The sequence below is a fragment of the Kitasatospora sp. NPDC029367 genome, from assembly GCF_055569135.1.
This window is the reverse complement of the sequence record NZ_JBVHYH010000074.1, coordinates 1-25,598: the sequence shown is the minus strand read 5'-3', so window position 1 is coordinate 25,598 and position 25,598 is coordinate 1. Positions and strand designations below refer to the sequence as shown.

Annotated in this window: 22 protein-coding genes; 10 read left to right on the top strand and 12 right to left on the bottom strand. The window is 75.4% G+C overall.

What is annotated here, in order from left to right; genetic code table 11:
- Positions 1 to 138: 138 nt before the first annotated feature.
- Positions 139 to 1,413 carry a hypothetical protein gene (locus ACZ4W5_RS30585; protein ID WP_465658168.1) on the bottom strand — a complete coding sequence of 425 codons (1,275 nt, stop codon included), beginning with the start codon at positions 1,411 to 1,413 and terminating at the stop codon, positions 139 to 141.
- A 203-nt stretch (positions 1,414 to 1,616) separates the two neighbouring features.
- On the bottom strand, positions 1,617 to 3,320 hold the full coding sequence (locus ACZ4W5_RS30580) for a sensor histidine kinase (protein ID WP_465658202.1): 1,704 nt from the start codon (positions 3,318 to 3,320) through the stop codon (positions 1,617 to 1,619).
- 323 nt (positions 3,321 to 3,643) lie between these two features.
- Here ACZ4W5_RS30580 and ACZ4W5_RS30575 point away from each other — a divergent pair, with 323 nt between their 5' ends.
- Positions 3,644 to 4,507 (top strand): universal stress protein, encoded by an 864-nt coding sequence (locus tag ACZ4W5_RS30575; RefSeq protein ID WP_465658166.1) that lies wholly within the window; start codon positions 3,644 to 3,646, stop codon positions 4,505 to 4,507.
- Positions 4,508 to 4,636: 129 nt separating this feature from the next.
- Entirely contained in the window at positions 4,637 to 5,668 is a 1,032-nt protein-coding gene (locus ACZ4W5_RS30570) for an Acg family FMN-binding oxidoreductase (RefSeq protein WP_465658165.1), read from the top strand.
- A gap of 57 nt (positions 5,669 to 5,725) precedes the next feature.
- Here the strand turns inward: ACZ4W5_RS30570 and ACZ4W5_RS30565 are convergent, their stop codons facing one another.
- Genes ACZ4W5_RS30565 through ACZ4W5_RS30555 form a run of 3 tightly spaced genes read right to left on the bottom strand, consistent with a single transcriptional unit; the run spans position 5,726 to position 8,738 of the window.
- Positions 5,726 to 6,220: a copper chaperone PCu(A)C domain-containing protein gene (locus ACZ4W5_RS30565; protein WP_465658163.1), complete on the bottom strand. Its 495-nt coding sequence runs from the start codon at positions 6,218 to 6,220 to the stop codon at positions 5,726 to 5,728.
- Positions 6,217 to 8,517: a heavy metal translocating P-type ATPase gene (locus tag ACZ4W5_RS30560; protein ID WP_465658201.1), complete on the bottom strand. Its 2,301-nt coding sequence runs from the start codon at positions 8,515 to 8,517 to the stop codon at positions 6,217 to 6,219. Before ACZ4W5_RS30560 ends, ACZ4W5_RS30565 begins: the two co-directional genes overlap by 4 nt.
- A gap of 59 nt (positions 8,518 to 8,576) precedes the next feature.
- Positions 8,577 to 8,738, bottom strand: a complete 162-nt coding sequence (locus tag ACZ4W5_RS30555) for a hypothetical protein (protein WP_360230473.1) — start codon at positions 8,736 to 8,738, stop codon at positions 8,577 to 8,579.
- A 157-nt stretch (positions 8,739 to 8,895) separates the two neighbouring features.
- Between ACZ4W5_RS30555 and ACZ4W5_RS30550 the strand changes: the two genes are divergently transcribed.
- Complete coding sequence (locus tag ACZ4W5_RS30550) at positions 8,896 to 9,405, top strand: hypothetical protein (RefSeq protein ID WP_465658162.1); 510 nt, start codon at positions 8,896 to 8,898, stop codon at positions 9,403 to 9,405.
- A 33-nt stretch (positions 9,406 to 9,438) separates the two neighbouring features.
- Here ACZ4W5_RS30550 and ACZ4W5_RS30545 read toward each other — a convergent pair whose 3' ends face one another.
- Positions 9,439 to 10,398: an FAD-dependent oxidoreductase gene (locus ACZ4W5_RS30545; RefSeq protein WP_465658160.1), complete on the bottom strand. Its 960-nt coding sequence runs from the start codon at positions 10,396 to 10,398 to the stop codon at positions 9,439 to 9,441.
- On the opposite strand from ACZ4W5_RS30545, the gene ACZ4W5_RS30540 reads away from it, so the two are divergent.
- Positions 10,384 to 10,773: a MarR family winged helix-turn-helix transcriptional regulator gene (locus ACZ4W5_RS30540; protein ID WP_465658159.1), complete on the top strand. Its 390-nt coding sequence runs from the start codon at positions 10,384 to 10,386 to the stop codon at positions 10,771 to 10,773. The two genes, ACZ4W5_RS30545 and ACZ4W5_RS30540, sit on opposite strands and share 15 nt — an antisense overlap.
- A 28-nt stretch (positions 10,774 to 10,801) precedes the next feature.
- Here ACZ4W5_RS30540 and ACZ4W5_RS30535 read toward each other — a convergent pair whose 3' ends face one another.
- From ACZ4W5_RS30535 to ACZ4W5_RS30525, 3 genes are all read right to left on the bottom strand, one after another.
- Positions 10,802 to 11,203 (bottom strand): NTP pyrophosphohydrolase, encoded by a 402-nt coding sequence (locus ACZ4W5_RS30535; RefSeq protein ID WP_465658157.1) that lies wholly within the window; start codon positions 11,201 to 11,203, stop codon positions 10,802 to 10,804.
- A 99-nt stretch (positions 11,204 to 11,302) separates the two neighbouring features.
- The gene (locus ACZ4W5_RS30530) at positions 11,303 to 11,716 is read right to left on the bottom strand and encodes a PPOX class F420-dependent oxidoreductase (protein ID WP_360230483.1); all 414 of its coding nucleotides are present in this window, start codon (positions 11,714 to 11,716) and stop codon (positions 11,303 to 11,305) included.
- Positions 11,717 to 11,745: 29 nt separating this feature from the next.
- Positions 11,746 to 13,182 carry a D-alanyl-D-alanine carboxypeptidase family protein gene (locus ACZ4W5_RS30525; RefSeq protein WP_465658155.1) on the bottom strand — a complete coding sequence of 479 codons (1,437 nt, stop codon included), beginning with the start codon at positions 13,180 to 13,182 and terminating at the stop codon, positions 11,746 to 11,748.
- A gap of 140 nt (positions 13,183 to 13,322) precedes the next feature.
- On the opposite strand from ACZ4W5_RS30525, the gene ACZ4W5_RS30520 reads away from it, so the two are divergent.
- Positions 13,323 to 13,520 carry a hypothetical protein gene (locus ACZ4W5_RS30520; RefSeq protein WP_465658154.1) on the top strand — a complete coding sequence of 66 codons (198 nt, stop codon included), beginning with the start codon at positions 13,323 to 13,325 and terminating at the stop codon, positions 13,518 to 13,520.
- Between the two features lie 71 nt (positions 13,521 to 13,591).
- Here the strand turns inward: ACZ4W5_RS30520 and ACZ4W5_RS30515 are convergent, their stop codons facing one another.
- Positions 13,592 to 14,365 (bottom strand): TetR/AcrR family transcriptional regulator, encoded by a 774-nt coding sequence (locus ACZ4W5_RS30515; RefSeq protein ID WP_465658152.1) that lies wholly within the window; start codon positions 14,363 to 14,365, stop codon positions 13,592 to 13,594.
- Between the two features lie 91 nt (positions 14,366 to 14,456).
- Between ACZ4W5_RS30515 and ACZ4W5_RS30510 the strand changes: the two genes are divergently transcribed.
- The 3 genes from ACZ4W5_RS30510 to ACZ4W5_RS30500 all read left to right on the top strand — a co-directional run bounded on the left by ACZ4W5_RS30510 (position 14,457) and on the right by ACZ4W5_RS30500 (position 20,401).
- A complete protein-coding gene (locus ACZ4W5_RS30510; protein ID WP_465658150.1) occupies positions 14,457 to 15,302 on the top strand; it encodes a siderophore-interacting protein in 846 nt (281 codons plus the stop codon).
- A 421-nt stretch (positions 15,303 to 15,723) separates the two neighbouring features.
- Entirely contained in the window at positions 15,724 to 19,212 is a 3,489-nt protein-coding gene (locus ACZ4W5_RS30505; protein ID WP_360230491.1) for a S8 family serine peptidase, read from the top strand.
- A 223-nt stretch (positions 19,213 to 19,435) separates the two neighbouring features.
- Positions 19,436 to 20,401 carry an alpha/beta fold hydrolase gene (locus tag ACZ4W5_RS30500; protein WP_465658148.1) on the top strand — a complete coding sequence of 322 codons (966 nt, stop codon included), beginning with the start codon at positions 19,436 to 19,438 and terminating at the stop codon, positions 20,399 to 20,401.
- Here the strand turns inward: ACZ4W5_RS30500 and ACZ4W5_RS30495 are convergent.
- A complete protein-coding gene (locus ACZ4W5_RS30495) occupies positions 20,398 to 21,159 on the bottom strand; it encodes a response regulator transcription factor (protein ID WP_465658146.1) in 762 nt (253 codons plus the stop codon). The two genes, ACZ4W5_RS30500 and ACZ4W5_RS30495, sit on opposite strands and share 4 nt — an antisense overlap.
- A complete protein-coding gene (locus ACZ4W5_RS30490) occupies positions 21,156 to 22,379 on the bottom strand; it encodes a sensor histidine kinase (protein WP_465658144.1) in 1,224 nt (407 codons plus the stop codon). Before ACZ4W5_RS30490 ends, ACZ4W5_RS30495 begins: the two co-directional genes overlap by 4 nt.
- A 259-nt stretch (positions 22,380 to 22,638) precedes the next feature.
- Between ACZ4W5_RS30490 and ACZ4W5_RS30485 the strand changes: the two genes are divergently transcribed.
- Positions 22,639 to 24,858 carry an MMPL family transporter gene (locus ACZ4W5_RS30485; RefSeq protein WP_465658142.1) on the top strand — a complete coding sequence of 740 codons (2,220 nt, stop codon included), beginning with the start codon at positions 22,639 to 22,641 and terminating at the stop codon, positions 24,856 to 24,858.
- A 192-nt stretch (positions 24,859 to 25,050) separates the two neighbouring features.
- Positions 25,051 to 25,416, top strand: a complete 366-nt coding sequence (locus tag ACZ4W5_RS30480; protein WP_465658140.1) for a peptidoglycan-binding domain-containing protein — start codon at positions 25,051 to 25,053, stop codon at positions 25,414 to 25,416.
- Positions 25,417 to 25,598: the final 182 nt, after the last annotated feature.

The window sequence follows — 25,598 nt, the reverse complement described above, 5'->3', positions numbered from 1 at the left end:
GACAATGGATGTTGAGGGTGTTCTTCCAAGGCCTCGTGGTGAAACTGTGAACTGCTCCCGACCGGGGGCAATCGTTCGGGCAGGGACGGTGCTCGCCTGCCACGCCGAGGCGCCCGCCGCCCGTCACGTTCGTCCCGCTCAGTGCGGGTCGCCCGCGATCCGCCCGGCCAAGGCCCGTACGGTGGGCGGCAGTTCGCGCAGCCGCAGGGCGAGCAGCGGCAGCGCCAGGCCCAGGTACACCCAGCTGAGGACCAGTCGGGAGGACTCGCCGGGCAGGGCGAACTGGACGGCGAACAGCACCAGCAGCAGGGCGGCCTTCCAGGGCAGGAACCGCAGGTCGAGGAGGAGGACGACGGCGAGGACGGTCTGGGCGGCGGTCAGCAGTACCTCGTCCACCTGGCGTTCGACCAGGGGGAGCGAGGCCGGTCCGCCGCCCAGCAGGTGGGCCAGCGGCAGGCAGCCGATCAGCAGGGTCCACTGGTTGACCTTGCTGGAGAGCAGCGCGCCCAGGCCGTCGTCGCCGCGCAGCCGCCAGGCGAACACCACGGCGACGATCAGCTCGGGGGCCTCGGAGGCCAGCGGGGCGAGCCACTGCACCAGCAGGAAGCGGTCGATGCCCAGCGAGGAGCCGGCGTCCACCAGCGAGGTGGCGAAGGGCTCGGCGCAGGCGAAGACCACGGCCGCGGCCGCCAGGAACACCAGCACGGTGACGGGCCGTCGGCGGGCCCTCGGCAGCAGGGCCAGCCGGGCCGGGACACCGACGAGCTCCTCCTCGTCGGTCTCGCTGCAGCGGCTGATCCGGAACAGGTAGTAGGCGTACCAGGCGATCAGCACCACCGCGAGCAGCCAGGAGATCCGCCGCGTCGCCGGCATCACGAAGGCCACCAGTGCGGCGGCCCCCAGGAACGCGGTGTCGATCCGGCGGTGCTCGCGCAGCACGATCCCGGGGGCGACGCCGCGGCGCCGGGCGGCCAGGTACGCGGCCAGGGCGACCAGCGGCCAGCCGACGCCGACCAGCAGCCGGTTGGCGCCGGTCATGTTGGCGGCCGCGTAGGCGGCGTACTCGGGGCGGGTGCCAGCCGTGTAGGCGCACCAGAGGTCGACGGCGTACTCGGGCAGCACCGCGATGAAGGCCAGCAGGGCGAGCGCCAGCGGCCCGGAGATGTCCGCCCGGGCGGTCTCCGCCGCCCACATCAGCAGCAGCGCCGCCGACAGCACCCCGAGGCCGAACAGCAGCATGGCCGGCACCGGCGAGGGGTGGATCCCGGCCAGCCGCAGCACCACCGCGGGCAGCGCGCCGGCCGCGGCCGCGGCGAGCCGCAGGGCCGTCACCGACCCGCTGGGCGGCGGCGCGGACGGCACCTCGGCGGTGCCCGGGGGCGGGGTGGCGGTCGCGGGTGACTCGTGGGCCATCGGCCGTCCTCGTGCTCGACGCTCGGCGGGGCGCACGGCGGGGGCTCGGCGCAACGCTCGGGGGACGCGAAGCAGGCTAGGGGTGCCCCGGGGCGACGCAGCTGCTCCGGGGTTGGGCCGCGGCGGAGTTCCCCCGTACGGCGGCGGGCCTGCCCGGATACGGGAGCGGCGGGTACGGGAGCGCCGGGTGCGGGCACCGCCGGTCAGGACCCGAGCGGGGCCTCCCACACCAGCCGGGTGCCGCCGCCCGCGTCGTCCGCCGGGCCGTGGGTGAAGGCCCCGCCGACCCGCTCGGCGCGTTCGGCGAGGTTGCGCAGCCCGCTGCGCCGGCCGCCCTCGGGGATGCCCGTGCCGTCGTCCGTGACGGTGAGCACCACCCGCCCGGCCAGGGCCCGAAGGGTGACCTCGACCCGGCCGGCCCGGGCGTGCCGGGCGGCGTTGCTGAGCGCCTCCGCCAGCACGGCGACCACGTGCTCGGCCAGCTCCTGCGGGACGTCGGTGTCCAGCAGCCCCTCCAGGCTGAGCCGGGGTGCGAAGCCGAGCGGCCCCTGGGCCTCGGTGACCACCCGGGTGGCGCGGGCGCGCAGGCCGCGGTCGGGTTCGCTGTGGGCGCGCAGGCCGAAGATGGTCGAACGGATGATCTTGATGGTCTCGTCCAGGTCCGCCACCGCCCGGGCGACCCGGTCGGCGGCGGCCGGGCTCTCGATCAGCCGGGTCGCGCTCTGCAGGGTCATCCCGGTGGCGAAGAGCCGCTGGATGGCCAGGTCGTGCAGGTCCCGGGCGATCCGGTCGCGGTCCTCCAGCAGGTTCAACTGCTCGGCGTCGCGCCGCCGTTCGGCCAGCTCCAGGGCGAGCGCCGCCTGGTCGGCGAAGCCCAGCAGCGGGCCGGTCTCCTCCGGCCCGAAGGCGGGTCGCCCCTGCGCCCGGGCCAACAGCAGCACGCCCCGCCCGTACCCGGGGCCGGTGCCCAGTGGCACCGCGACGGCCGGGCCCAGCCCGTCGAAGCGGCCCGCCGGACCGGCCGGGAAGCGGGTGTCGGCGGCCAGGTCGTCACTGGTGGCGGGGGAGCCGGAGGCGTACGCGGCGCCGGACAGCGTGCCGTCCACCGGCACCGTCACCCCCAGCCGGGCGGCGGGTTCGGCGCCGAGCGCGACCTCCACCGCCAGCTCCTCGGCCCGCTCTCCCGGCCCGGCCAGCGCCACCGAGACGTCCGCCAGCTCGGCCCCGGCGATCTCCCCGGCCCGGCGGGCGATCAGCTCCACCACCTCCAGGCGCGGGGCGCCCGAGAGCAGGCTGCGGGTGATCTCGGCGCTCGCCCGCAGCCAGCGCTGGCGCAGCTGGGCCTCCTCGTACAGCCGGGCGTTGTCGATCGCGACCCCGGCGGCGACCGCGAGGGTGGCGATCACCGCCTCGTCGTCCTCGTCGAAGTCCAGCCCGCCGCGCTTGTCGGTCAGGTAGAGGTTCCCGAACACCTCGCCGTGCACCCGTACCGGCACCCCCAGGAAGGTGTGCATCGGCGGGTGGCCGGCCGGGAAGCCGGCCGAGGCCGGGTGCTCGGACAGCACCGGGCAGCGCAGCGGCCGCGGATGGCGGATCAGCTCGCCGAGGATGCCCCGGCCGGAGGGCGGCGGGCCGATCCCCTCGATCTCCGCCTCGGACAGACCGACCGTCAGGAACTGCGACAGGGTGTGCCCGTCCGGCCCGATCACGCCCAGCGCGCCGTAGCGGGCGTCCACCAGGTCGACGGCGGCCTCCACGATCCGGTGCAGCGCCTGGGCGAGGTCCAGCTCCCGGCCGACCGCGAGGACGGCCTCCAGCAGGCTGTGCACCCGGTTCTGGGTGCCGCGCGCCGCGTCGATCCGCCACTGGAGCTCCTCCAGCAGCTCGTCCAGGCGCAGCCGGGGCATCCGTGCGCCGCCACCCGCCGCGCTGCCGTCCGCTCCGCCCACCGCTGTCCTCCTCCTGCCCGCCCTGACCCGTCGACCCCCACCGACCGGGCCGAACCGGGGCCGTCCGACCAGCGGGAACGCTCGGTACGAACCGTAGTGCCCGGGTGTCGGCGCGGTGGCGGCCGGGGTCGCCCGTACTGTTCGGCGGGGGGTCTTTCGTCCTGTGGGCGGGGGGCTTGCGGCCTCTGGCGGCGGGCCGTCGGCGGACCACAGGGTGGAAGCAGAGCGGACGGGGCGTCAGTGCGCACCGTCTCCGGTGCCGAGACAGTGGAGGAACCGTCATGACGTCAACCGTGGTGGCCGGAGTCGACGGCTCGCCGGCGAGCACCGCCGCCGCTCAGTGGGCGGCCGAGGAGGCGCGGCGGCGCGGGGCGGCGCTGCGGCTGGTGCACGCCTGGCCGTGGCTGACCGACGGGGTGTCCTCCTACGCCGGGCCCGACGACCTCCCGGCGGCCGCCGAGCGCACCTTGGCCGAGGCCGCGGACGCCGTCCGGCAGCGCCGGCCGGAGCTCGTGGTGGACACCGACACGGTGCTGGACGCCCCGGTGGACGGGCTGGTGGCGGCCGCCGCCGACGCCGAGCTGCTGGTGCTCGGCTCGCGCGGACGCGGCGGCTTCACCGGGCTGCTGCTCGGCTCGGTCAGCATGGCGGTGGCCGGGCGCAGCGGCACGCCGGTGGTCGTGGTGCGGGAGGCCGGGCCGGGCGCCGAGGGGGCGGGGTCCGGCGAGGTGGTGGTCGGCGTGGACGCCCACGCGCCCGAGGAGGAGGTGCTCGCCTTCGCCTTCCAGGAGGCCGCCCTGCGCGGCGTCGCGGTGCGGGCGGTGCACGGCTGGGACCTGCCGCCGCTGTTCGGCTACGCGGGCGGGGCAGTGCCGGCCGGGGAGGTCGCCCAGCTGGAGGCGCTGGAGGCGAAGCTGCTGTCGCTCGCCCTGGCCGGGCCGCGCGAGCAGCACCCGGGGGTCGAGGTGGTCGAGGACGTCCGGCTGGGCGCCGCGCGCGGCCTGGTGGAGGCATCCGCCGGGGCCGGGCTGGTGGTCGTGGGCCGGCGCCGCCGCCCGGTCGAGTTCGGCCCCCGGCTCGGCCGGATCGCCCACGCGGCGCTGCACCACGCCGAGGCCCCGGTGGCGGTCGTCCCGCACGGGTGACGGACGACCCGGCGGAGGCGGGGCTTTCGGCACTGGCCCCCGCCGGGGCGTGGCGCGCACGCTCGGAAGCAGCGAGGACTCCGCGGTCGAGGTCGTCGACCGACGGACGGTCGTGAGGAGTTGATCGCCATGATGCGCACCCCGGTTCCGACCCCGACGCTCACCCCGGCGGAGCTGCGCCTGCTCGCCGCGGCGGGCGGCGCGGCGCCGTCGCTCCACAACAGCCAGCCCTGGCGCTTCGCACCTACCCCGGACGGCCGCGGGCTCGCCGTCCACGCCGACCCCTCCCGCGCGGTGCCGCTGGCCGACCCGGTCGGCGCGGCGCTGCACATCGCGGTCGGCGCCGCCGTGTTCAACCTGCGGGTGGCCGCCGGGCAGCTCGGCCGCGAGGCGGTGGTCCGGCTGCTCCCGGAGCCCGCCGAGCCCGGCCTGCTGGCTCTGCTCGACCTCTCCGCGCCGGCCCGCGAACGCCTGCCCTTCGGCCGCGACCTCCACCCGGCCGTCGCCGCCCGCCGCTCCAGCCGCGAGCCCTTCGCCCAGCGGGACGTGCCCGAGGCGGTGCTCGGCGAGCTGCTCACGGCCGCCGCGGAGGAGGGCGTGGTGGCGGCCGTCCTGGAGGAGGACGGCGTCCGGCGAGTGCTGGCGCTGACCGCCGAGGCGGAGCGTCGTGGCGAGGACGACCCGGCCCGGGTGGCCGAGAGCCGTGCGTGGCTGCGCCCGCCGGGGGAGGCCACCGACGGCATCCCGTACGAGGCGCTCGGCTCCCAGGACCGCGATGCGAGGGTCCCGATGCGCCGGTTCGCGGGCCGCCCGCCGTACGGCACGACCCCCGGAGCAACCCCCGGCGCGCCGCCCGCGCCGCCGGTCGGGCCGGAGCGGCGGTTCGAGGCGCTGCCGCAGCTGGTCACCCTGACCACCCCCGGTGACGGCCCGCTGGACTGGCTGCGCGCCGGGCAGGCGCTGGAGCGGGTCTGGTTGCTGGCCACCGCGCACGGGGTGCGGCTGACGGTCTGGCACCAGGCGCTCGAGTGGCCGGACCTCCGCTGGGCGCTGCGCGACCCGGCCGCCGGCCCGGGGCACGTCCAGCTGGTGCTGCGGGTCGGGTACGGCCCGCCCGGTGCGGCGACGCCCCGGCGGGCCGTCGAGGAGACGCTCGGCTGAACGGGCCCGGCCCGGTGCCGGGGAGCGCGCGGGCTTCCCGGCACCGGGCCGGTCGGCTCAGCGCGGCCGGTCCGCCGCCGTGCGGACCTCGGCGGTCAGGTGCAGCGGCGGGCTGTGCCGGAAGGTGAGGGTGAAGCCCACCGACTGGCCGGGCCGGAGCGGGGGCGGGGCGGGGATCATCAGGTCGGAGTCCTCGGGGGACATCGCCAGTTCGCCCCGACCGGGGACGGGCAGGGCGGGGGCCGGCTCCCAGCGGCCCGCCGCGCCCTGGTGCAGGTGCCGCTTGAGGGTGATCGTTCCGCCGAACTCCCATTCGGCGCCGGTGAGTTCGTCGGGTACGTCACCCGGGTTGCGGATCGTGAAGAAGGCCGCGGTGGCGGTGGCCGCGCCGGCCGTGGGCAGCAGCACCCAGCCGGGGCCGGCCTCCACCCGGCGGGGGCCGCCGGCGCCGCCGACCGCCGTCCAGCCGCTGAGCAGGGCCAGGACGAGCGCCGCCGCGCCGACCGGCGGGCCGACGGTCCTCAGCCGGTCGAGCGGCCTGGGTATCCTCACCGCGGACCGCCCTTCGCCCGGCCTGCCGTCCTCGGGGTGCCCGCCCTGCCGCGTCCGGTCGCCAGGCTCCCCGTCGCCCGCCCGCGCCCCGGTTCCCAGGTGTGCAGCCGGAGGCTGTTGCCCACCACCAGCAGCGAACTGAGCGACATCGCCACCGCCGCGAGCATCGGGTTCAGCAGCCCGACGGCCGCCAGCGGGATCAGCACCAGGTTGTAGCCGAAGGCCCAGAGCAGATTGGCCCGGATCGTGGCGAGGGTCTGCCGGGCCAGCCGTACGGCGTCCACCACCGCCTCGATGTCACCGCGCACCAGGGTCAGCCCGGCCGCGCCGATCGCGGCGTCGCTGCCGGAGGCCAGCGCCACCCCGAGGTCGGCCGAGGCGAGCGCGACCGCGTCGTTGACGCCGTCGCCGACCACCGCCACCGTCCGTCCGGCGGCCCGCAGTTCGGCCACCACCTCGGCCTTGCGCTCGGGCGAGGCCGAGTCGTGCACCCGCTCGATGCCCAGCTCGGCGGCCACCGCCCGGGCCGCGCCCGGGCCGTCCCCGGTCAGCAGGACGGTCTCCAGGCCCATCCCGCGCAGCCGGTGGAGGGCCCGCCAGCTGCCGGAGCGCAGGGTGTCACCGACCGCCAGGACGGCCGCGGGCCGGCCGTCCAGCTCCACCAGGACGGCGGTGCGGCCCGCCGCCCCGGCCGCGGTCACCGCCGCGGCGAGCTCCGGGGGCAGCGCGTTGCCGTTGCCGTTGCCCTTGCTGCCGCCGCCGCCGTTGCCGTCGCCGCCGCCGTTGCCGTCCGGCCGGACGGCCCGGACCGGGCGGCCCTCGACGGTGCCGGACACCCCGAGGCCGGTGGTGGCGGCGAAGCCGTCCACCGGGGGCAGCGCCCCGCAGCGCTCCCGGGCGGCGGCCGCGACGGCCCGTCCGATCGGGTGCTCCGAGCGGTGCTCGACCGCGCCCGCCAGCCGCAGCACCTCCGTCTCGGCGCACCCCTCGGCGACCGTCACCGCCGCCAGTTCCATCCGGCCGGTGGTCAGCGTGCCGGTCTTGTCCACCACCACGGTGTCCACCCGGCGCAGGCTCTCCAGCACCTCGGGGCCGCGCACCAGCACGCCCAGCTCGGCGCCGCGCCCGGTCGCGGCCAGCAGCGCCGTCGGGGTGGCCAGGCCCAGCGCGCACGGGCAGGCCACCACCAGGACGGCGACCGCCGCCGTGACGGCCGCCTGCGGGGCCGCGCCCGCGCCCAGCCAGAAGCCCAGGACGCACACCGCGACCGTCAGCACGCAGGGCACGAAGACCCCTGCCACCGCGTCCGCCAGCCGCTGCGCCCGGGCCTTGCCGGCCTGGGCCTCGGCCACCAGGGCGGTGATCCGGGCCAGTTGGGTGTCCGCACCGACGGCGGTGGCGCGCACCACCAGCGCGCCGCCGACGTTCACCGTCGCCCCGGCCACGGCGTCCCCGGGGCCGACCTCCACCGGCACGCTCTCCCCGGTCAGCAGGCTCAGGTCGAGCGCCGAACCGCCCTCCACCACCACCCCGTCGGTGGCCACCCGCTCGCCCGGCCGCACCACGAACTCCTGCCCGGGCAGCAGCAGTTCGACGGGGATCAGACGCTCCTCGCCGTCCTCCGCCCGCACGCACACCTGCTTGGCGCCCAGCTCGGCCAGCGCCCGCAGCGCGGAGCCGCTGCGGCGGCGCACCCGGCCCTCCAGCAGCCGCCCGGCCAGCACGAACAGCGGCACCCCGACCGCCGCCTCCAGGTACACGTGCGCCGCGCCGCCGCCGTCGGCGGTCAGCGAGAACGGCATCCGCATGCCCAACTCCCCGGCCCCGCCCAGGAACAGCGCGTAGGCGGACCAGCCGAAGGAGGCCACCACACCCAGGCTGACCAGGGTGTCCATGGTCGCGGCGGCGTGCCGCAGCCCCTGCAGGGCGCGCCGGTGGAAGCCGGCCGACCCCCAGGTCACCACCGGCACGGCCAGCGCGAAGCAGACCCACTGCCAGGCGTCGAACTGGAGCGCCGGCACCATCGACAGGGCCAGCACCGGGACGGCCAGCAGGGCGGTGACCAGCAGCCGCCGCCGCTCGTCCGGCTCCTCCTCCGGCAAGCCGCCGAGCACCCCGGAGGCCGCCAACTCGGCCGTGTACCCGGCCCGTTCGACGGCCGCGACCAGCTCGTCCACGGACACCCCGGCCGGGTGCAGCACCCGGGCCCGGCCGGTCGCCAGGTTCACCCCGGCCGTCACCCCGTCGATCCGGCCCAGCCGCTTCTCCACCCGGCCCACACAGGCCGCGCAGGTCATCCCGCCGACCGCCAGATCGGTGGACACCAGCTCCCCGGTGTCCACCCCCGCGACGGGGCTCACCGCATCCCGCCCATGTCGTGCCCGCCCATGCCGGGCGAGGAACCGCCGCCCCGGCTCGGCGTCAGCCCCGGAGCCACCGGCCCCGCCTGCCGCCCTACGGCGTACGAGACCACGAACACCACCACCAGCAGCAGGGCGAACCCCACCAGCACACTCAACGGCCGGACTCCCGGCGATTTCGCCTTCACCCCCCAGCAGTCGGACGGCCGGAGCGGTTGGTTCCCGAACCTCCTGGGCCGATCGGGTGGCGTTCGTCACGATCGCCACTGCCGTTCGGGCATCGTACGATCGTCTGCGTGCCGAGGACCGGCACGGATGACGACATCCGGGGGGATGACGATGCTGACGACGAAGCAGAAGAAGACGCGCGCACTGACCGTGGCGGCCGCGGTGCTGGGGGCCTCGGTGGCGTTCGCCGGAGCGGCGTGGGCGCAGCCGGCCGACGGGCCCGCGGCGGGTGAGCCGTACGGCCGGCCCGGGACGGGCCAGATCCTGCCGCCCACCCCGGACGAGGACACCATGTTCTCGATTCCGGACTGGATCGGGAACGGCGGCGCGGTGACCGCCTCGGCGATCGAGTCGCTGCCGATCGACATCACCGTCGGCTGCCAGGGCGGCGGTTCGGTGCAGGTCCACGTCGGCGGCCTGGCCCCGGCCGACTTCACGGTGCAGTGCCCGGTGGACTCGGTCGGCGTCGGCTCGGTGCAGATCCCCGCCCGTCCCGGCCGGGACTTCCAGTTCACCGTGCACACCTCGGACCCGTCGATCCACTGGGGCATCAACGCCCTCCAGGTCCGCCCGCCGGTCGACTCGCTGACCGGCTGAGCTGCTTCCGCACCCCGGTCCCGGGCCGCACGCTCACCCCGACCGGTCGCCGCCGTGGTGGCGGGTGGCGGTGGCGACCGCGGCGAAGCCGTGGTCGAGCATCTCCGTCTCGTACGAGCGGACGGCGTCGAGCAGGGGCACGTCGGGGAGCAGTCGGGAGGCGAGCAGCCCGGCCTCGTGGAGGGCGACTCCGGCGCTGATCCCGACCGGGGCCATCGGGTGGGCCGCGTCACCGACGAGGGTCACGGGCACCGGCGGCCACGGTTCGGGGCGCTCGGAGGTCTGGATGCCCGCGGGTACCACGTACCCGGGCTCCCCGAGCCGGATCAGCGCGCCCAGGGACGGGTGCCAGTCGGCGACGGCCCGTTCCGCCAGGGCCAGCAGTTCGGCGGCGCCGAGCCGGAAGAACTCCGGCCCGGGGTGCCCGAAGACGGCGGCCGGCGCGGTCATGCCCCACATGACGTAGTCGGCGGCCGGCGGCAGCCCGAACTCGGCCGGGTCGCGGCGGAAGTGCTGTGCGGCCAGGGCGAGTTGCCGGCCGTCCGGGCCGACCACGCCCAGGAAGCCGGCCAGGGCGGCCGGGGGCGTCAGCCGCCGGACGGGGTCGGTCAGCGGGGTGCGGCCGTAGATGATCCGGCTGTCCCGCACGGTGACCCGGAAGTCCGGCAGCAGCTGGCGCCGGACGGCGGAGCCGGCCCCGTCCGCGGCCACCAGCAGGTCGCCCTCGGCGGTGGTGCCGTCGGTGAGCAATGCCCGTACGGTGCCGTCCGCCGGCAGCTCGTAGCGGGCGAAGTCCGCGCCGAAGCGGGTCGCTTCGGCCAGGCCCCGCAGCATGATCCGGCGCAGCGTGAGCCGGTCGACGGTGATGCCCGCGGCGTCCGGGGGCAGCTCGATCTCGGTGACCTCCCGCAGGTCGGGGCCGGTCATGCTGACCCCGGCGGTGGCGGCGCCGGCGATCCGGCCGCCCTCGGACTGCTGATGTACCGCGCCCACCAACTCGCCCGCGCCAAGGCCAACCAGGCCGCCCGGCCGACCGGCATCGAGCTGCAGCACGCCGGCGTGCTCACTGCGGTCCGGGACGGAAAGGCGCGCAGCCAGCGGGAGTTGGGCGCGGCGCTCGGCATCGACAAGTCCACCCTGGTGCGAATCGTCGACGACCTGGAGCGCCGGGGCCTGCTGCGGCGCGAACGCACCCCGAACGACCGCCGGGCCTACGGGATCCGGATCACGGAGGAGGGCGAGCGGAGCCTGCGGGAAGCGGGGGAGCTGTTCCGCGGCGCCATGGCGGAACTCCTGGTGGTCCTGGACGCCGAGCAGCGGGGCCAACTGCACGACCTCCTCAGCCGGTTCGTCGCCCAGGGCCGGTAGGCAACGGGACGCGCCGCCGACCCCCGGTTCAGCGCCGGACGCTCCGCGGGCCCGTGACCTCCGCTCCCAACAAGCCCACCCGAGCCCGTAGTTCACGGTCGGCGGTGACCACCAGGCAGGCCCGGGCCGGAGCCCCGGCGCGGGCCTCGCGGACCAGCTCGACGATCCGGTCGTCCCCGCTGCCCGCCGCCGACACCACCCGGACCTCCGGCAGTCCGGTCACGCCCCGGGCCGCGCCCTCGACCACCAGCACCACCTCCAGCGGGCCGGGGTGCTCCGGCACGCCCCGGGCGGCCACGGCGACCAGGGCGTCCCGGAGGCGTTCGGCGGCGCCGCGCCGGTCGCGCCACCAGCCGTCGGGGACCGAGCCGACCACGTTCGCGCCGTCCACCACCAGCAGGGGCGGCGGCGCGGCCTCGTCATGTTCCATGGCGGTCAAGCCTGCCACGTCGCAGCCGCGCCCCGGCCCGGCGGTCCGCTCGCGCGAGGGCGCCGCTCAGGAGGGCGCGGTTCAGGAGGGTGCCGTCCGTTAGTCCGTCAGGGTGATCCGGATGCCGATGGTGCCGCGCTCGCCGCGCCGTAGCCGGCTGCCGAGCAGGGTGAGCACGCCGAGCAGCCCGTACTTCTGGCGCAGCAGGGTGCGGTAGGCGGCGGTGCGCTCGGGGGTGAGGAGTTCGGCGGTGGCCGGGTACTGGTCGCCGGTCGGGCGGCCCTTGACGTCACAGGGGCCGACCAGGACGTCGGCCCGGTTGCGGATCCGCTTGACCTTCCAGGAGTCCGCGACGGTCCAGACGCCGAGGGCCTCCCCGTCCCGGACCACCCACACCGGGGTCGGCACCGGCGTGCCGTCCTTCTTGTAGGTGGTGACGAGCAGGTAGTTGCCGGAGGAGAGGCTGACGATCCGGGCGAGCCGGGCCGCGGCGGCGGGGTCGGGCGTGGTCATGGCCGGAAGTCTAGGGGAGCTTTCGCGGGTCAGCCGTCCCGGCGCGGGCGGGTGCCGCGGAGGAGGGCTCGGGCCCGGCGGGTGAGGCGGCGGCCGGCGCGGCTGCCGACGCCGGTGGCGCCGATCCGGGAGGCGCCGGTGCCGCGGCCGGTGCGGAGGCCAGTGCCGGTCCCGCCGCCGGTGGACGCGGGGCCGGTGGACGCGGGGCCGGCGGCCGTGCGGGCGGCGGCGAGGGCGGCGCGGCGCCGGGCGGAGCCGCGGGCGGTGCCCCAGACGGCGAGCCCGGTGGCGACGGCGGCGCCGGTCCAGAGGGCGGGGGCGAGGACGGAGTCGTTGCCGTCGAGGACGGGCGTGCGGGACCAGGGCGGCAGGTCGGCCTCGCTGTCGGCGGCGGCCTGCGGGGCGCCGCCGGACGGGGCGGCGGGGGTGCCCGGCGCGCCGCCCGCGGCGGTGCCCTTCGGCGCGGCGAGGTCCTCGACCAGCTGCCCGACCGGCTGGACCTTGCCCGCCGCGGCGAAGCCCCAGTCCAGCAGGCTGGCGGCCTCGTCGTAGACCTTGCCCTGCGCCTCGGGGTGCATCACGGTCACCAGCAGGGTGCGGCCGCCGCGTTCGGCGGCGCCGGTGAAGGTGGCGCCCGCGTTGGTGGTGTAGCCGTTCTTGACGCCGATCAGGCCGGGGTACTTGCCGAGCAGCCGGTCGGTGTTGGCGATGTCGAAGGCGGTGCGCTGGCCGGTGGTCTTGTCGAGTCCGCCGGGGAAGCGGGCGGTACGGGTGGCGCAGTAGGACCGGAAGTCGGCGTTGCGCAGCCCGGCGCGGGCGAACAGGGTGAGGTCGTACGCGGAGGAGACCTGGCCGTCCATGTCGTAGCCGTCGGGGGAGACCACCTTGGTGTCCAGGGCCTGGAGGGACTGGGCCCGGGCCTGCATCTCCCGGACGGTCTGCTGGACGCCGCCGTTCATGTGGGCCAGGACGTGCACGGCGTCGTTGCCGGAGCTGAGGAAGACGCCCCGCCAGAGGTCCTCGACCCGGTACGGCAGGTTCTCCTTGACGCCGACCAGGCTGCTGCCGACGCCGAGGTCGGCGAGTTCGGCGGTGGTGACCTGGTGCTCCGTGGCGCGGTCGAGCTTGGGCAGCACGGTGTCCGCGAACAGCATCTTGAGGGTGCTGGCCGGGGGCATCGGCCGGTGGGCGTCGCGCGCGGCGAGCACCTCGCCGGTGCCGGCGTCGGCGATCAGCCAGGAGCGGCCGGTCAGTTCGGCGGGCAGGGCGGGTGCCCCGGCCAGCGGCGCGACCTGGACGGCCGGGCGGCCGAGCCGCTCGCCGCCGACGGTGGAGGCGGCGTCCTGGGCGAGGGCCGCCGGGGCGCCGACGGCGAGCACCAGGGCGGAGGCGGCGGAGGCGGCCGCGACCCTGGCGACGGTCGGTGGTTTCTGCTGCGGTTTCCGCTGCACACGCTTTGGCTGCACACCGCGAACGTACCGGCGCAGCCGTCGGGCCGCCGTGCCTGCTGCTCCGTCCGGAGGGAGGGCGGGGTGCGACTTTGGTCAACGCCGGTCGCACCGAAAGTCGGTTGGGTGCGGGACCGCGGATTCCTAGGCTCGGGGGCATGAAGAACCTGTTCGGCTACCTCGGTTTCGTCCTGATCCTGGGCGGTGGCACCGGCCTGCTGGCCGACCACCTCGGGGGCTTCCGGCTGTTCGGCTTCGTCCGCTTCCTGGTGCCGGACGGCCACGAGACCGCCGGGTACGCCGTACTGCTGGTGCTCGGCGCCCTGCTGGCGATCCCCGCGGCCCGGCGGGGGTAGCGCCCGGGCCCGTCTCCCGGCCCGGCGCCTCAGGCACTCAGGCACTCGGGCACTCGGGCACTCGGGCGCACTCAGGCGCCGGTGCCCGCGGCCACCCCGTCGAGCAGGACGGCCAGGCCGCTGCGGAAGGCGTCCCGGTCCTCGTCCCCGGGGGCGGCGCCGGCCGCGCTCTGGAGGGCGGTCAGCAGGGGGAAGCGCCGGGGGAAGTCCGGCGCCAGTTCGGCGAGCCGGGCGGAGCGGGTGGTCCACCACTCCTCGTCCGTGATGCCGGTGGCGGCCGCCGCGCCGCGGGCGTCGGCGGTGGTGGCGGCCGTGCCGCGGACGAACTGCCAGAGCGCCGCGACCGCCCCGCGCAGCCGCCCGGGCGGCAGGCCGGCGGGCTGCAGCGCGGTCAACAGGTGTTCCATGGTGGCGAGTTCGGCCGGGCCGAGGACGGGGCGGGCCTGCGAGACCTGGAGCACCCAGGGGTGGCGCAGGTAGCAGGCGTACAACTCCTCGGCCCAGGCGGTGACGGCGGCCCGCCAGTTGTCGAACTGGGCCGGTCCGGGCGGGAGTTCGGCGGGGAGTTCGGCGAGCACCCGGTCGTGCATCAGGTCGAGCAGTTCGGCCTTGCCGGGCACGTAGGTGTAGAGCGCCATCGCGGTGCGGCCGAGCCGTTCGCCCACGGCGCGCATCGACAGGGCGGCCATTCCCTCGGCGTCGGCCACCGCGATTCCGGCGGACACGATCGCGTCCACACTCAGTCCCGGTTTCGGGCCGCTGCGCCCGGTGCGGGGTTCCCCGGGCTGCCCCCACAGCAGGGCGAGCGAGCGGTGGGCGTCTCCCTGCCCGGCGTAGACGGTCATCCCCACATCTCCTTATGGCGTAAAGTATCCTCGCGGGAGCGACTCTTTATGCCGTAAGTTATCAGGATTCCGTCCAGCGAGGGGTTACGCGATGACTCTGCCCGTCACCTTCATCGAGGTCGTAGCGGTCGACCGGATCACGCCGCGCACCGCCCGGGTCGTCTTCGAGGCGCAGGCCCTGGACGACACCGTGGGCGGCACGCCCGACCAGCAGCTCAAGCTCTGCTTCCCGCGCCCGGGCCGGCGCGAGCCGGCGCTGCCCGCGCAGCAGGACGACCCGATGGGCTGGTACCAGGCCTTCCTGGCGATCCCCGAGGCCGACCGCCCGGTGCTGCGCAGCTTCACCCTGCGCCGCAGGCACCCCGGCACCCGGCGGATCGAGATCGACTTCGTGCTGCACGGCGACACCGGCCCGGCCGCCGCCTGGGCGCTGCGGGCCGCGCCGGGGGACCGGCTCGGCATGGTCGGGCCCTCCGCGCTGTACGCCCCGCCGGTCCCGTTCGCCCAGGCCGCGGCGGCGGCCGACTGGGTGCTGCTGGCCGGCGACGAGACCGCCCTGCCGGCCGTGGCGACGCTGCTGGAGGCCCTGCCGGAGGGCGTACGGGCGTACGCCTGGATCGAGGTCGCGGACCGGGCGGAGCGTCAGGAGCTGGCGACCCGCGCCGAACTGGAGGTGCGCTGGCTGCACCGCGACGGCGCGGCCCCGGGTGCCCTGCTGGCCTCCGCGTTCCGGGGTGGCGTGCTGCCGGCCGGGCGGCCCTTCGCCTGGCTGGCCGGGGAGGCGGGCGCGGTGCGGGTACTGCGCCGCTGCCTGGTGGAGGAGTACGGGGTGCCGAAGTCGGACATCGACTTCACCGGCTACTGGCGCCACCGGCTGACCCAGGACGACGCCCCGACGGCCGAGGACCTGGCGGACGCCCGGGAACGACTGGGGTGAACTCTCCGGCCGCCCCGTCCGTTCTGCTTGCCGGGCATTGTTTGTTTCGAGGGCCGTCGACGGGGAAGAAGAGTCGCGGTGTCGACAAAGAGGCAGCAGGTGGGCGGGGTGGCGATGTTCCGCCAGTGACCGGAGTCCGCCACTGACGTTTTTGTGGCTGCGGCAGCCTGTTTTGACCGTCCCTGACCGGCTCTGATCGGTGAAAAAGGGGCGATGACGGCCGGATTTATACTGTGTATTTTACTTTCTGATGGTCATTTTTACTTTCTGATGGGGTTTTAACCCCTTGTCGTGGTCGTGCCGGATGCGCTGGAATGCGACCGCTGTCGGGACGCGCGGTCCGGAGCAACCACGCGTCCGACCAGGATTCGCGTAGGCTGGATCGTGCAACCTGACGTCTCATCAGACGAAAGGATGTCCATTGATCGGCTGGCGCAAGACCCAGCTAGCAGCCGCCGTCACCGTCACCGCCGCGTCCATGGTCCTGAGCCTCGGGACCATCGCGAGCGCAGCCCCGACCCAGGATCCGCAGAACGCCCAGGCGGCGTCCTCGGACGGGTCGCCGGCACCGGTGATCGTGATCCTGAAGGACCAGATAGCGGACGCCCCGGCCGACCACGGTCACCTCGGCGCCCGTCAGCAGAAGACGGCCAGCGCGCAGAAGCCGCTGCTGGACAAGGTCAAGGCCAACGGCGGCTCCAACGTCAAGAGCTTCGTGGTCGGCAACGCCTTCTCCGCCACGGTCAGCCCGGCGCTGCGCGCCTCGCTGCTGTCCGACCCGGCGGTCGCCGCCGTCGTCCCGGACGCTCAGGTCCAGGTGGCCCCGGTCGCCTCGACCACGGCCAAGAAGGCGGACACCGCGGCCACGGCCTCCGGCAAGTCCGGCGACGCCTCGCAGGCCGTTTCGGGCAGCAACGGCCAGGGCTCCCAGGAGAACGCGACCAACACGGTCTGCCCCTCCGACCCGTCCAAGCCGCTGCTGGAGCCCGAGGGCCTCTACTCGGTCCGGGCCTACAGCGGCAACGGCAACCCCGGCGTGGAGAACCTGGCCACCGGCAAGGGCGTCAAGGTCGCCTACATCGCCGACGCGCTCGACCCGAACAACCCGGACTTCATCCGGGCCGACGGTTCGCACGCCGTGGTCGACCACCAGGACTTCTCGGGTGAGGGCTGGGAGGCGCCGAGCGGTGGCGCCGAGGCCTTCGGCGACGCCTCGGCGGTCATCGCCCAGGGCCGTCAGACCTACGACGTCTCGCAGTTCGTCAACGCCTCGCACCCGCTGCCGGCCGGTTGCAACATCAAGATCCGCGGCCTCGCCCCGGACGCCGACCTGGTCGCCCTCAAGGCCGGCGGCGAGATGATGTCCAACTCGTCGATCCTGCAGTCCATCGACTACGCGGTGCGGGTCGCCCACGTGGACGTGCTGAACGAGTCCTTCGGCGGCAACGTCACCCCGGACAGCGGCGCCCACGACACCATCGCGCTCTTCAACGAGCAGGCCGTCAAGGCCGGTGTCACCGTCGCCGTCTCCACCGGTGACGCCGGCATCAGCGGCACCATCGGCACCCCGGCCACCGACCCGTACGTGATCTCGGTCGGCGCGTCGACGGACAACCAGAACTACCAGCAGACCGGCTACGCGGCCTCCAAGTTCTCCAACAAGACCTGGAGCAACAGCCGGATCTCCGCGCTCTCCTCGGGCGGCTTCACCATGGCCGGCCGGACCCTCGACCTGGTGGCCCCGGGCGAGTCGGACTGGGCGCTGTGCACCGCCGACACCACCAAGTACGCGGACTGCACCAACTTCAACGGCAAGGGCTCGAACATCCAGCCCTTCGGTGGCACCAGCCAGGCCGCCCCGTTCGTCACCGGTGCCGCGGCCCTGGTCATCCAGGCCTACCGCGACACCCACGGCGGCGACTCGCCGTCCCCGGCGCTGGTGAAGAAGTTCCTCACCGGCACCGCCACCGACCTCGGCGTCCCCGCCGAGGAGCAGGGCGCCGGTCTGCTCAACGTCCGGGCCGCCGTCGAGGCCGCCCGCGGCTACGACGACGGCGACGGCACCGACGGTGCCCGCACCGTCGTGGTCAACACCGGCCAGGTCAGCATCTCCGGCACCCCCGGTTCGACCCACACCGCCGACGTCTCCGTCACCAACACCAGTGACGAGCCGCAGTCGGTGAGCGCCACCACCCGCAGCTTCGCCCCGCAGGCCACCAACCAGCAGGTCGTCAAGCTGGACTCGGCCTCGACCGACACCTTCAAGTACGCCACCAACGGTGCCACCTGGGTGCAGAAGCAGGTCAAGTTCACCGTTCCGGCCGGTGCCGACCGCCTCGCGGCGTCGATCGCCTGGCACGGCGGCCCGAACCCGGTCACCAACGGCCCCGTGGTCCGCATGACGCTGCTCGACCCGTCGGGCCGCTTCGAGACCAACACCCGTCCGCAGGGCGGCGCCACCCCGGCCAACTTCGGCCTGGTCGACGTCCCGCACCCGGTGGCCGGTGAGTGGACCGCCATCATGTACACCCCGGCGGGCAAGGCCGGCTACACCGGCGACGTCCAGTTCGGCACCTCCACCCAGCGCGCGGTCCCGGCCGGCGCGGTGAGCCCGAACACCACCGAGCTCAAGCCCGGTGAGACCAAGACCCTCAAGGTCCAGCTCACCACCCCGGCGACCAGCGGTGACAGCAGCGAGGCGGTCCTCGTCTCCAGCTCGAACGGCAACACCACCAGCGTCCCGGTCGTGCTGCGCAGCCTCGTCCCGGTCAAGGACGGCAAGGGCAGCTTCACCGGCACCATCACCGGTGGCAACGGCCGCGGCTCCTCGCCGACGCAGATGTTCGCCTACGGCTTCGACGTCCCGAAGGGCCAGAAGGACCTGCGGGTCGGCGTCACCGTCGGCAAGGACGCCAACCTGTTCATGCAGGGCGCCCTGATCAGCCCGAACGGCACCCCGGTCGACATCGAGGGCAACACGCTGTTCGACGCCCAGGGCAACCTGACCGGCGCCGGCAACGGTGTCTCGGCCACCACGATCAACCCGGCCGAGGGCCACTGGCGCTTCGTCCTGAACGTGCTCGGCCCGGTCAGCGGCCAGCAGCTCGCGCAGGACTTCGCCGGCAGCATCGCGTTCAACCAGAACCAGGCCACCGCGGCCGGTCTGCCGAACGACCCGAAGACGAAGCTGGCGGCCGGCAAGCCGGTCACCGTCAAGGTCGACTACACCAACAACACGGTCGCCACCCAGTCGATCGCGGCCGACGGCCGCCTCGACAAGCGCGTCGACCTGCCGCTCGTCCCGCAGGGTGCCTCGGCCAGCGTCAACCTGCCGCTGAGCCTGACCTCCTCGGTGCCGAGCTTCCTGGTGCCGCCGAGCACCGACCAGCTCAAGGCCGTGGCGGCGTCCTCGACGCCGGCGCAGATCGAGCTGAGCGCCACCACCGCCTCGCCGGACCTCTTCGGTGACCTCAAGAAGGCCCAGGACGGCTCCGCCATCTCGGTCGCCACCTCCAAGGGCAGCGCCGAGCAGCCGATCGTCCCCGGTGCCTGGGGCACCTTCGTCCAGCAGATCGGCCCGTTCGGTCCCGCCGGCGCGCCGAAGGGCACCGCCAACATCAGCGCCACCGCGCACACCCTGGCGTTCGACCCGGCGCTGACCTCCAGCACCGGTGACCCGTACGCCGCCGCGGTGAACGCCACGGCCCCGGCCGCCGCCCCGGTGACCGTCGCCCCCGGCGCCACCGGCTCGCTGCAGGTGACCGTGACCCCGACCGGCCCGAAGGGCAGCACGGTCAAGGGTCTGCTCTACCTGGTGTCCGGCCCGACCTTCGTGCCGACCGCCAACAACAGCCTCGGCACCACCGGTGCGGTGCTCGCGGCGATCCCCTACAGCTACACGGTGAACTGACGCTCAACCAGTTCAGCGCAACAGCCTGAGGCCGAGGCCGTCCCGGAGTTCCGGGGCGGCCTCGGCTGCTTCCGTGCCGCGCCCGGTGCTCCGGAACGTGCCGCGCCCGGTGCTCCCGGCCGCACCCGGCGGGTGGCGGAACCGCCGGGGTTGGCGGCCGGTGGAGCCGGGCAGGAGGCTCAGAGCTGACCCACCTACCCATCTACCGGAACTGGAGCGGGAGTTGAACGAGGCGATCAAGCACAGCGAGATCGAGGTGAACGGTGTCCGGCTGCACCTCGCGGAACAGGGCGAGGGGCCGCTGGTCCTGCTGCTGCACGGCTTCCCGGAGAGCTGGTACTCCTGGCGCCACCAGTTCGCGCCGCTCGCCGCGGCCGGGTACCGGGTGGTCGCCCCCGACCAGCGCGGCTACGCCCGCAGTGCGCAGCCGGCGGCCGTGGACGCGTACACCCTGCTCCACCTGGTCGGCGACGCGACGGCGCTGATCGGCGCGCTGGGCGCCGAGCGGGCCGTGGTGGTCGGGCACGACTGGGGCGCGCCGGTGGCCTGGGCCACCGCCGCCCTGCGGCCCGACCTGGTGCGCGGGGTCGCCGGGCTGAGCGTGCCGCCGCTGCCGCTGGGCGGCCCGCCGCCGCTCCCGGCCGCCCGGGAGAACTGGGGCGAGGGCTTCTACCAGATCTACTTCCAGGAGCCCGGCCGGGCGGACGCCGAGCTGGCCGCTGACGTCCGGACCAGTCTGCGGCGCATCCTGTGCGGCATCCAGCCCGACGGCAGGCCGCGCCCGTGGATCGTCCCCGAGGGCAAGAAGCTGCTGGACACCGTCCCGGAGCCGGAGCGGCTGCCGGCCTGGCTCACCGAGGCCGACCTCGACGCCTTCGAGGCCGACTACGCGACCCACGGCGAGCGGGCCTTCACCGGCGGCCTCAACTGGTACCGCAACCTGGACCGCAACGCCGAACTGCTGGCCGCCTTCAACGGCGTGACGGTCGACGTGCCCGCGCTGTACATCGCCGGCGAGCAGGACCTGGTCAACGCGATGGTGCCGCCGGAGGCGCTGGCCTACCTGCTGGGCCGGCTGCCCAGGCTGCACCGGCACCTCCGGCTGCCGGACACCGGCCACTGGACCCAGCAGGAGCGCCCGGCCGAGGTCAACGAGGCGCTGCTGGACTTCCTCAAGAGCCTGGACTAGTTGGTGCCCGGTCCGGCCCGGTCGCCGTCGCCCGTACGGGCGGTGACCAGGCCGGACTCGTAGGCGGCGATCACCGCCTGGGCGCGGTCCCGGACGTCGAGCTTGCCGAAGATGCTGGTGATGTAGTTCTTCACGGTGGACTGGCTGATCTCCAGGGCCAGCGAGATCGCGGCGTTGTCGAGGCCGGTGGCGATCAGCCGCCACACCTCGACCTCCCGGGGCGTGAGTTCGCCGGTGGCGACGGCCGGCGGCGGGGTGGCGGCGGCCGGTGCCCGGACGTAGGCCGAGATCAGCCGGGTGAGCAGCCGGGGGGCGACCACCGCCTCCCCGCCGTGCACCGTCCGGATCGCCGCGCCCAGTTCCTCCGGGGAGACGTCCTTGGGGAGGAAGCCGTGGGCACCGGCGCGCAGCGCGGCCACCACGTACTCGTCCATGTCGAAGGTGCTCAGCGCCAGGACCCGGCAGCCGGGCAGCTCCCGGGCCAGCCGCTCGGTCGCGCCGACGCCGTCCAGCACGGGCATCCGGATGTCCATCACCACGACGTCGGGGCGCAGCCGGAGGGCGGCGGCGACGGCCTGTTCGCCGTCCTCGGCCTCGCCGACCACGGTCAGGGACGGGTCGGGGGAGAGGATCAGGGACAGGCCGCGGCGGACCAGCGGCTGGTCGTCCACGAGGAGCACCCGGATCGCGGGAGCGGTTCCGGCGGTGCCGGTGGTGTCAGCGGTGCCGGTGGGACCGGCGGCGGTGCGGTCGGTCATCGCGCCGCCAGCTGCCCGTGCTGGACGGCCGCCTCGGCCGACTCGGCGTCGGTCAGTGGGAGTTCGGCGATCACGGCGAAGCCGCCGCCCGGCTGTGGACCGGTGGTGAGGGTTCCGCCGTGCAGGGCGACCCGCTCGCGCATGCCGAGCAGGCCGTACCCGGTCCGGCCGGTGGGCTCCGGCGGGGGCGCGCCGCCGCCGTCGTCCCGCACCTCGACGGTGACCCGGTCCGGGTGGTAGGCGAGCCGGACGGTGGCCCGGGCGGGGCCGGCGTACTTGCGGGCGTTGGTGAGGCCCTCCTGGACCGTCCGGAAGACGGTCAGTCCGAGGGTCGGCGGCAGCGGGCGCGGGGGCCCGTCGACGGTGAACTCGGTCGGCAGCCCGGCCACCCGGGACTCGTCCACCAGCCGGTCCAGCTCCGCCACCCCGGGCTGGGGCAGCGGCGGGGCGGCGTCCGGTTCGTCCCCGGTCCGCAGCACGTTCAGCAACTGGCGCATCTCGCGCAGCGCCAGCCGGCCCGAGGACTCCAGCACGACCAGGGCGTCCCGGACCACCTCCTGGTCCCCGAGGTTGGCGCGGGCGCCGCCGGCCATCAGCTGCATGGTGGTGATGTGGTGGGCCACGATGTCGTGCAGCTCCCGGGCGATCCGGCGGCGTTCGTCGGCCACCGCCCGGTCCGCCAGCAGCCGCCGGTTGGCGGCCACCTCGCGCTGCCAGCGGGCCACCGCCAGACCGGCCGCGCCCACCAGGACGGCGGCCACGGGGTCGGCGAGGAGCTGCGGCCAGATCGGGGCGTCGAAGCGCAGCTGGCTCAGCGTGGTGGTCACCGAGGTCACGACCACGGCGGCCACGGTCACCGGGACGCGTCGGCTCACCCCGACCGAGTACAGCGCGACGATCAGCACCGCGCCGAAGTGCGGGCCCCTCGGGGAGAGCAGGTCGGCCGTCGCCTGGAGCACCAGGACGGCGGCCAGCGCCGGCACCGGGCGGCTGCGCCGGGCCAGCAGCGGCAGGCCGGCCAGGACGACCACGGCGAAGCCCGGCACGGACATGCTGCTGCTGTCGTTCAGCTGGCCGAGGAGCAGGTAGCCGAGCAGGTCCAGGGTGCCGGCCCCGATGGCCACCAGGGCGTCCGTCCGGGTCCAGGGCAGGCGGTCCGTCCAGTCCTCCGGCGGCCCGTCCGTACCCGTGCCCGCCTCGGGGCGCTGACGCCCGTCCATCTGTCTCCTCCCGGCCGACCAGCGCTGACGCCCCATTCTGGCACCGGTCGGCCGGTCCGGTCGTGCTCCTCCGGGCGGAGGAGCAGGGGACCGGACCAGGAGCACGGTCCCGGTCCCGGCCCGGGCGGGGGGAGCGCGGGCCCCCGGGCGGATCCTCCGCTGCCCGGACGCCCCGGCACCCCCGCGGCTGATGGTCTTGGAACAGGCCGGGAACCCCCGGCGCCGAGGCCGACGTTCGCGTCCACAGACCGGAGGAACAGTGATCCGCGCACTGACCGGATTCTCCGCACGACACGCCTGGAAGGTCATCGCCCTGTGGGCGGTGGTGGGCATGGGGCTCGCCGTCCTGAGCCCGATACTGATGGGCCGGGTGACCCAGTCCCAGAGCGGGGAGTTCCTGCCGCGCAGCTACGACTCGGCCGCCGCACTGCGGATCGCCGAGCGGGACTTCGGGGTCAAGCCCGACGCCACCACCGTCACCGTGCTGGTCGCCCGGACCGACGGCAAGGTCCTCACCGCCGACGACCAGCGCAACGTCGAGGCCGGGGCCGCCAAGCTGGCGGAGCGCCGGGTCACCATGCCCCGGAAGGAGGACGAGCCGGCGGCCCTGGTCACCGACCACTCCCAGACGCCCCGGGTCGCCCCCGCCACGGTGGCGCCCGACCGGACCTTCGAACTGCTCACCGTCGAACTGACCGGCAACGCCTCCGACGAGGGCGTCCAGGGCGTCTTCCGGGCCTTCCGGGACCAAGCCCGCGCCCAGTTCGACGGGATCGGCATGCGCACCGGCTACACCGGCGGCCTGGCCCAGCTCTCCGACACCACCGAGGCCAACCGCACCGCCGCGACCGTCGGCAGCGCCCTGCTCACCGGGCTGATCGTGCTGCTCAACGTGCTGGTGTTCCGCAGCGTGCTGGCCGCCGTGCTGCCGCTGCTCGCGGTCGCCGTGATCGGCGGGGCGGCCACCGGCGCCGTCGCCGGTGCGGCCGCCCTCACCGGCCTCAAGCTGGACGCCTCCACCCCGGGCCTGATCTCCGTGGTGCTGCTCGGCATCGGCGTCGACTACCTGCTGTTCCTGCTCTTCCGGTTCCGCGAGCAGCTGCGCGCCCGGCCCGAGCAGCCCGCCCGGCAGGCCGCCGCCGAGGTGTCCGGCCGGGTCGGCACCGCGATCACCTCGGCCGCGCTGACCATCGTCGCCGCCTTCGCCACCCTGGGCGTGGCGAGCTTCGGCCAGTTCCGCTCGCTCGGCCCGGCCATCGCCGTCGCCGTGCTGGTGATGCTGCTGGGCAGCCTCACCCTGATGCCCGCGCTGCTCGCCGCCTGCGGCCGCAAGATGTTCTGGCCCTCCCGCAGCCTGCGGCGGGTGCCGCGCCCCGGCCTCGCGGCCCGCCTCGGCGAACTCGTCGCCCGCCGGCCGCTGGCGCTGCTGCTCGGCTCGGTCGTCCTGCTCGGCACGCTGGCCGCCGGCACGGTGGGGCTCAGGATGGACTACAGCCAGGCCGACGACACCACCACCGCGGCCGCGGCCACCGCGGCGGAGATCTCCCGCGCCCTGCCGGCCGGCGTCTCCGACCCGACCACCGTCTACCTGGCCGCCAAGGACGGCGGCACCCTGGATGCCGGCCGCTTCGACGGCCTCGCCCGTGCCCTGACCGGGGTCGAGGGCGTCGGCCAGGTCGGCCGGACCGTCCTCGCCGACAACCACCGCGCCGCCCGGATCGACCTCTTCCTGAACGCCGACCCGCAGAGCCAGCGGGCCCGCGACCTGGCCTCCGGCCCGGTCCGCGCCGCGGTCGCCGCACACACCCCGGCCGGCACCGAGGCCCACGTCGGCGGCACCGCGGCGATCTTCGCCGACATCGCCACCGCCGTCGACCGCGACCTGCGCGTGGTCTTCCCGGTCGCGGCCGCCCTGATCGCGCTGATCCTGCTGCTGCTCCTGCGCAGCCTGCTCGCCCCCGTCGCCCTGCTGCTCTCGGTCGGGCTCGGGTTCGCCGCCACCCTCGGCGCCGCCACCCTGCTGTTCCAGCACGGCCTGGACCGGCCCGGCGTCTCCTTCACCCTCCCGCTGGTGCTGTTCCTGTTCGTGGTCGCCCTCGGCACCGACTACAACATCCTGATCACCGACCGGATCCGCGAGGAGATGCACGGGCCCGGTTCGGCCCGGGCCGCGGTTGCCCGCGCCGTCCGGCACACCACCCCGGCCGTCGCCACCGCGGGCCTGGTCCTGGCGGGCTCCTTCGCGACCCTGGCCACCACCCCGGGCAGCGAACAGGTCGCCTTCTCGCTGACCCTCGGCATCCTGCTCTCCGCGCTGGTGCTGTCCCTGGTCACCGTCCCGGCCCTGGCCGCCCTGCTCGGCCGCAGCCTCTGGTGGCCGCTGCGGCCCGCCCCGGCCACCGCGCCCGGTGCCGACGCCGACGCCCGCCGGCCCGTCGCGGCGCCGCGCCCGGCCCCGGACCACCTCGGCGCCCGCTGACGGCCCCTCGGCCCGGGGCGGGCCGGCGGGCCGCCCCGGGATGGGACGTCCCAGGGACGCGCATCCCCTGGCGGGACGACTGACGGGCCGTGGATCGTGAGCCGTGCCCGGAAGCGGGGACCGTCGCCCCACCAGGCGCGGTCCCCCGCCACGGTGGCTCGGGCGACTCGAAACTCCACCTGGGGGACTTCCATGCTCTCGAACCTGTTCAAGCGCGGTGCCGTCACCGCCGGCGCGGCCTGCCTCGCCGTCGCCACCCTCGGCGGCGTCGCGCACGCCGACCCGGGCGTTCCGTACATCAAGCCCAGCCAGCGCGGCGACGCCGTCGCCTGCGTGCAGATGGGCCTGCGGGACGCCGGCTACAACATCGACGTCGACGGGAAGTACGGCACGGCCACCTACACGGCGCTGACCGACTTCCAGGCCAACCGCAGCCTCCAGCCGGACGGCATCGTCGGCCCGAGGACCGGTGACCGCCTGTACTTCGACTACCTCGCCAAGTCGGGCAACGTGACGCAGAGCGAGCTCTGCGCCACCCTCATCCCCACCACCCGCTGACGCCGGGTACCCGCCTGACCACCCGAGGCCGCCGGCCCGCCGCTGCCCCCCAGCGCGCGGGCGGGCGGCCTCGGGTTCTGTGCGCTGGGGCGTGTCTTGTGGATCAGGCCAGGCCCGCGACGCCAGGGCACGCACCTCGCCGCGTTGTCGTCGGTCGCCGATGGCCCCCAGCCTTCGGCCGG

Coding starts and splice junctions, on each gene's coding strand:
- ACZ4W5_RS30530 (WP_360230483.1), bottom strand. CDS start 11,716: ATGACCACGCCCGACCCCGCCGCCGCGGCCCGGCTCGCCCGGATCGTC.
- ACZ4W5_RS30585 (WP_465658168.1), bottom strand. CDS start 1,413: ATGGCCCACGAGTCACCCGCGACCGCCACCCCGCCCCCGGGCACCGCC.
- ACZ4W5_RS30580 (WP_465658202.1), bottom strand. CDS start 3,320: ATGCCCCGGCTGCGCCTGGACGAGCTGCTGGAGGAGCTCCAGTGGCGG.
- ACZ4W5_RS30535 (WP_465658157.1), bottom strand. CDS start 11,203: ATGGAACATGACGAGGCCGCGCCGCCGCCCCTGCTGGTGGTGGACGGC.
- ACZ4W5_RS30490 (WP_465658144.1), bottom strand. CDS start 22,379: ATGGACGGGCGTCAGCGCCCCGAGGCGGGCACGGGTACGGACGGGCCG.
- ACZ4W5_RS30495 (WP_465658146.1), bottom strand. CDS start 21,159: ATGACCGACCGCACCGCCGCCGGTCCCACCGGCACCGCTGACACCACC.
- ACZ4W5_RS30570 (WP_465658165.1), top strand. CDS start 4,637: ATGATGCGCACCCCGGTTCCGACCCCGACGCTCACCCCGGCGGAGCTG.
- ACZ4W5_RS30550 (WP_465658162.1), top strand. CDS start 8,896: ATGACGACATCCGGGGGGATGACGATGCTGACGACGAAGCAGAAGAAG.
- ACZ4W5_RS30480 (WP_465658140.1), top strand. CDS start 25,051: ATGCTCTCGAACCTGTTCAAGCGCGGTGCCGTCACCGCCGGCGCGGCC.
- ACZ4W5_RS30560 (WP_465658201.1), bottom strand. CDS start 8,517: ATGACCTGCGCGGCCTGTGTGGGCCGGGTGGAGAAGCGGCTGGGCCGG.
- ACZ4W5_RS30510 (WP_465658150.1), top strand. CDS start 14,457: ATGACTCTGCCCGTCACCTTCATCGAGGTCGTAGCGGTCGACCGGATC.
- ACZ4W5_RS30575 (WP_465658166.1), top strand. CDS start 3,644: ATGACGTCAACCGTGGTGGCCGGAGTCGACGGCTCGCCGGCGAGCACC.
- ACZ4W5_RS30520 (WP_465658154.1), top strand. CDS start 13,323: ATGAAGAACCTGTTCGGCTACCTCGGTTTCGTCCTGATCCTGGGCGGT.
- ACZ4W5_RS30515 (WP_465658152.1), bottom strand. CDS start 14,365: ATGACCGTCTACGCCGGGCAGGGAGACGCCCACCGCTCGCTCGCCCTG.
- ACZ4W5_RS30540 (WP_465658159.1), top strand. CDS start 10,384: ATGTACCGCGCCCACCAACTCGCCCGCGCCAAGGCCAACCAGGCCGCC.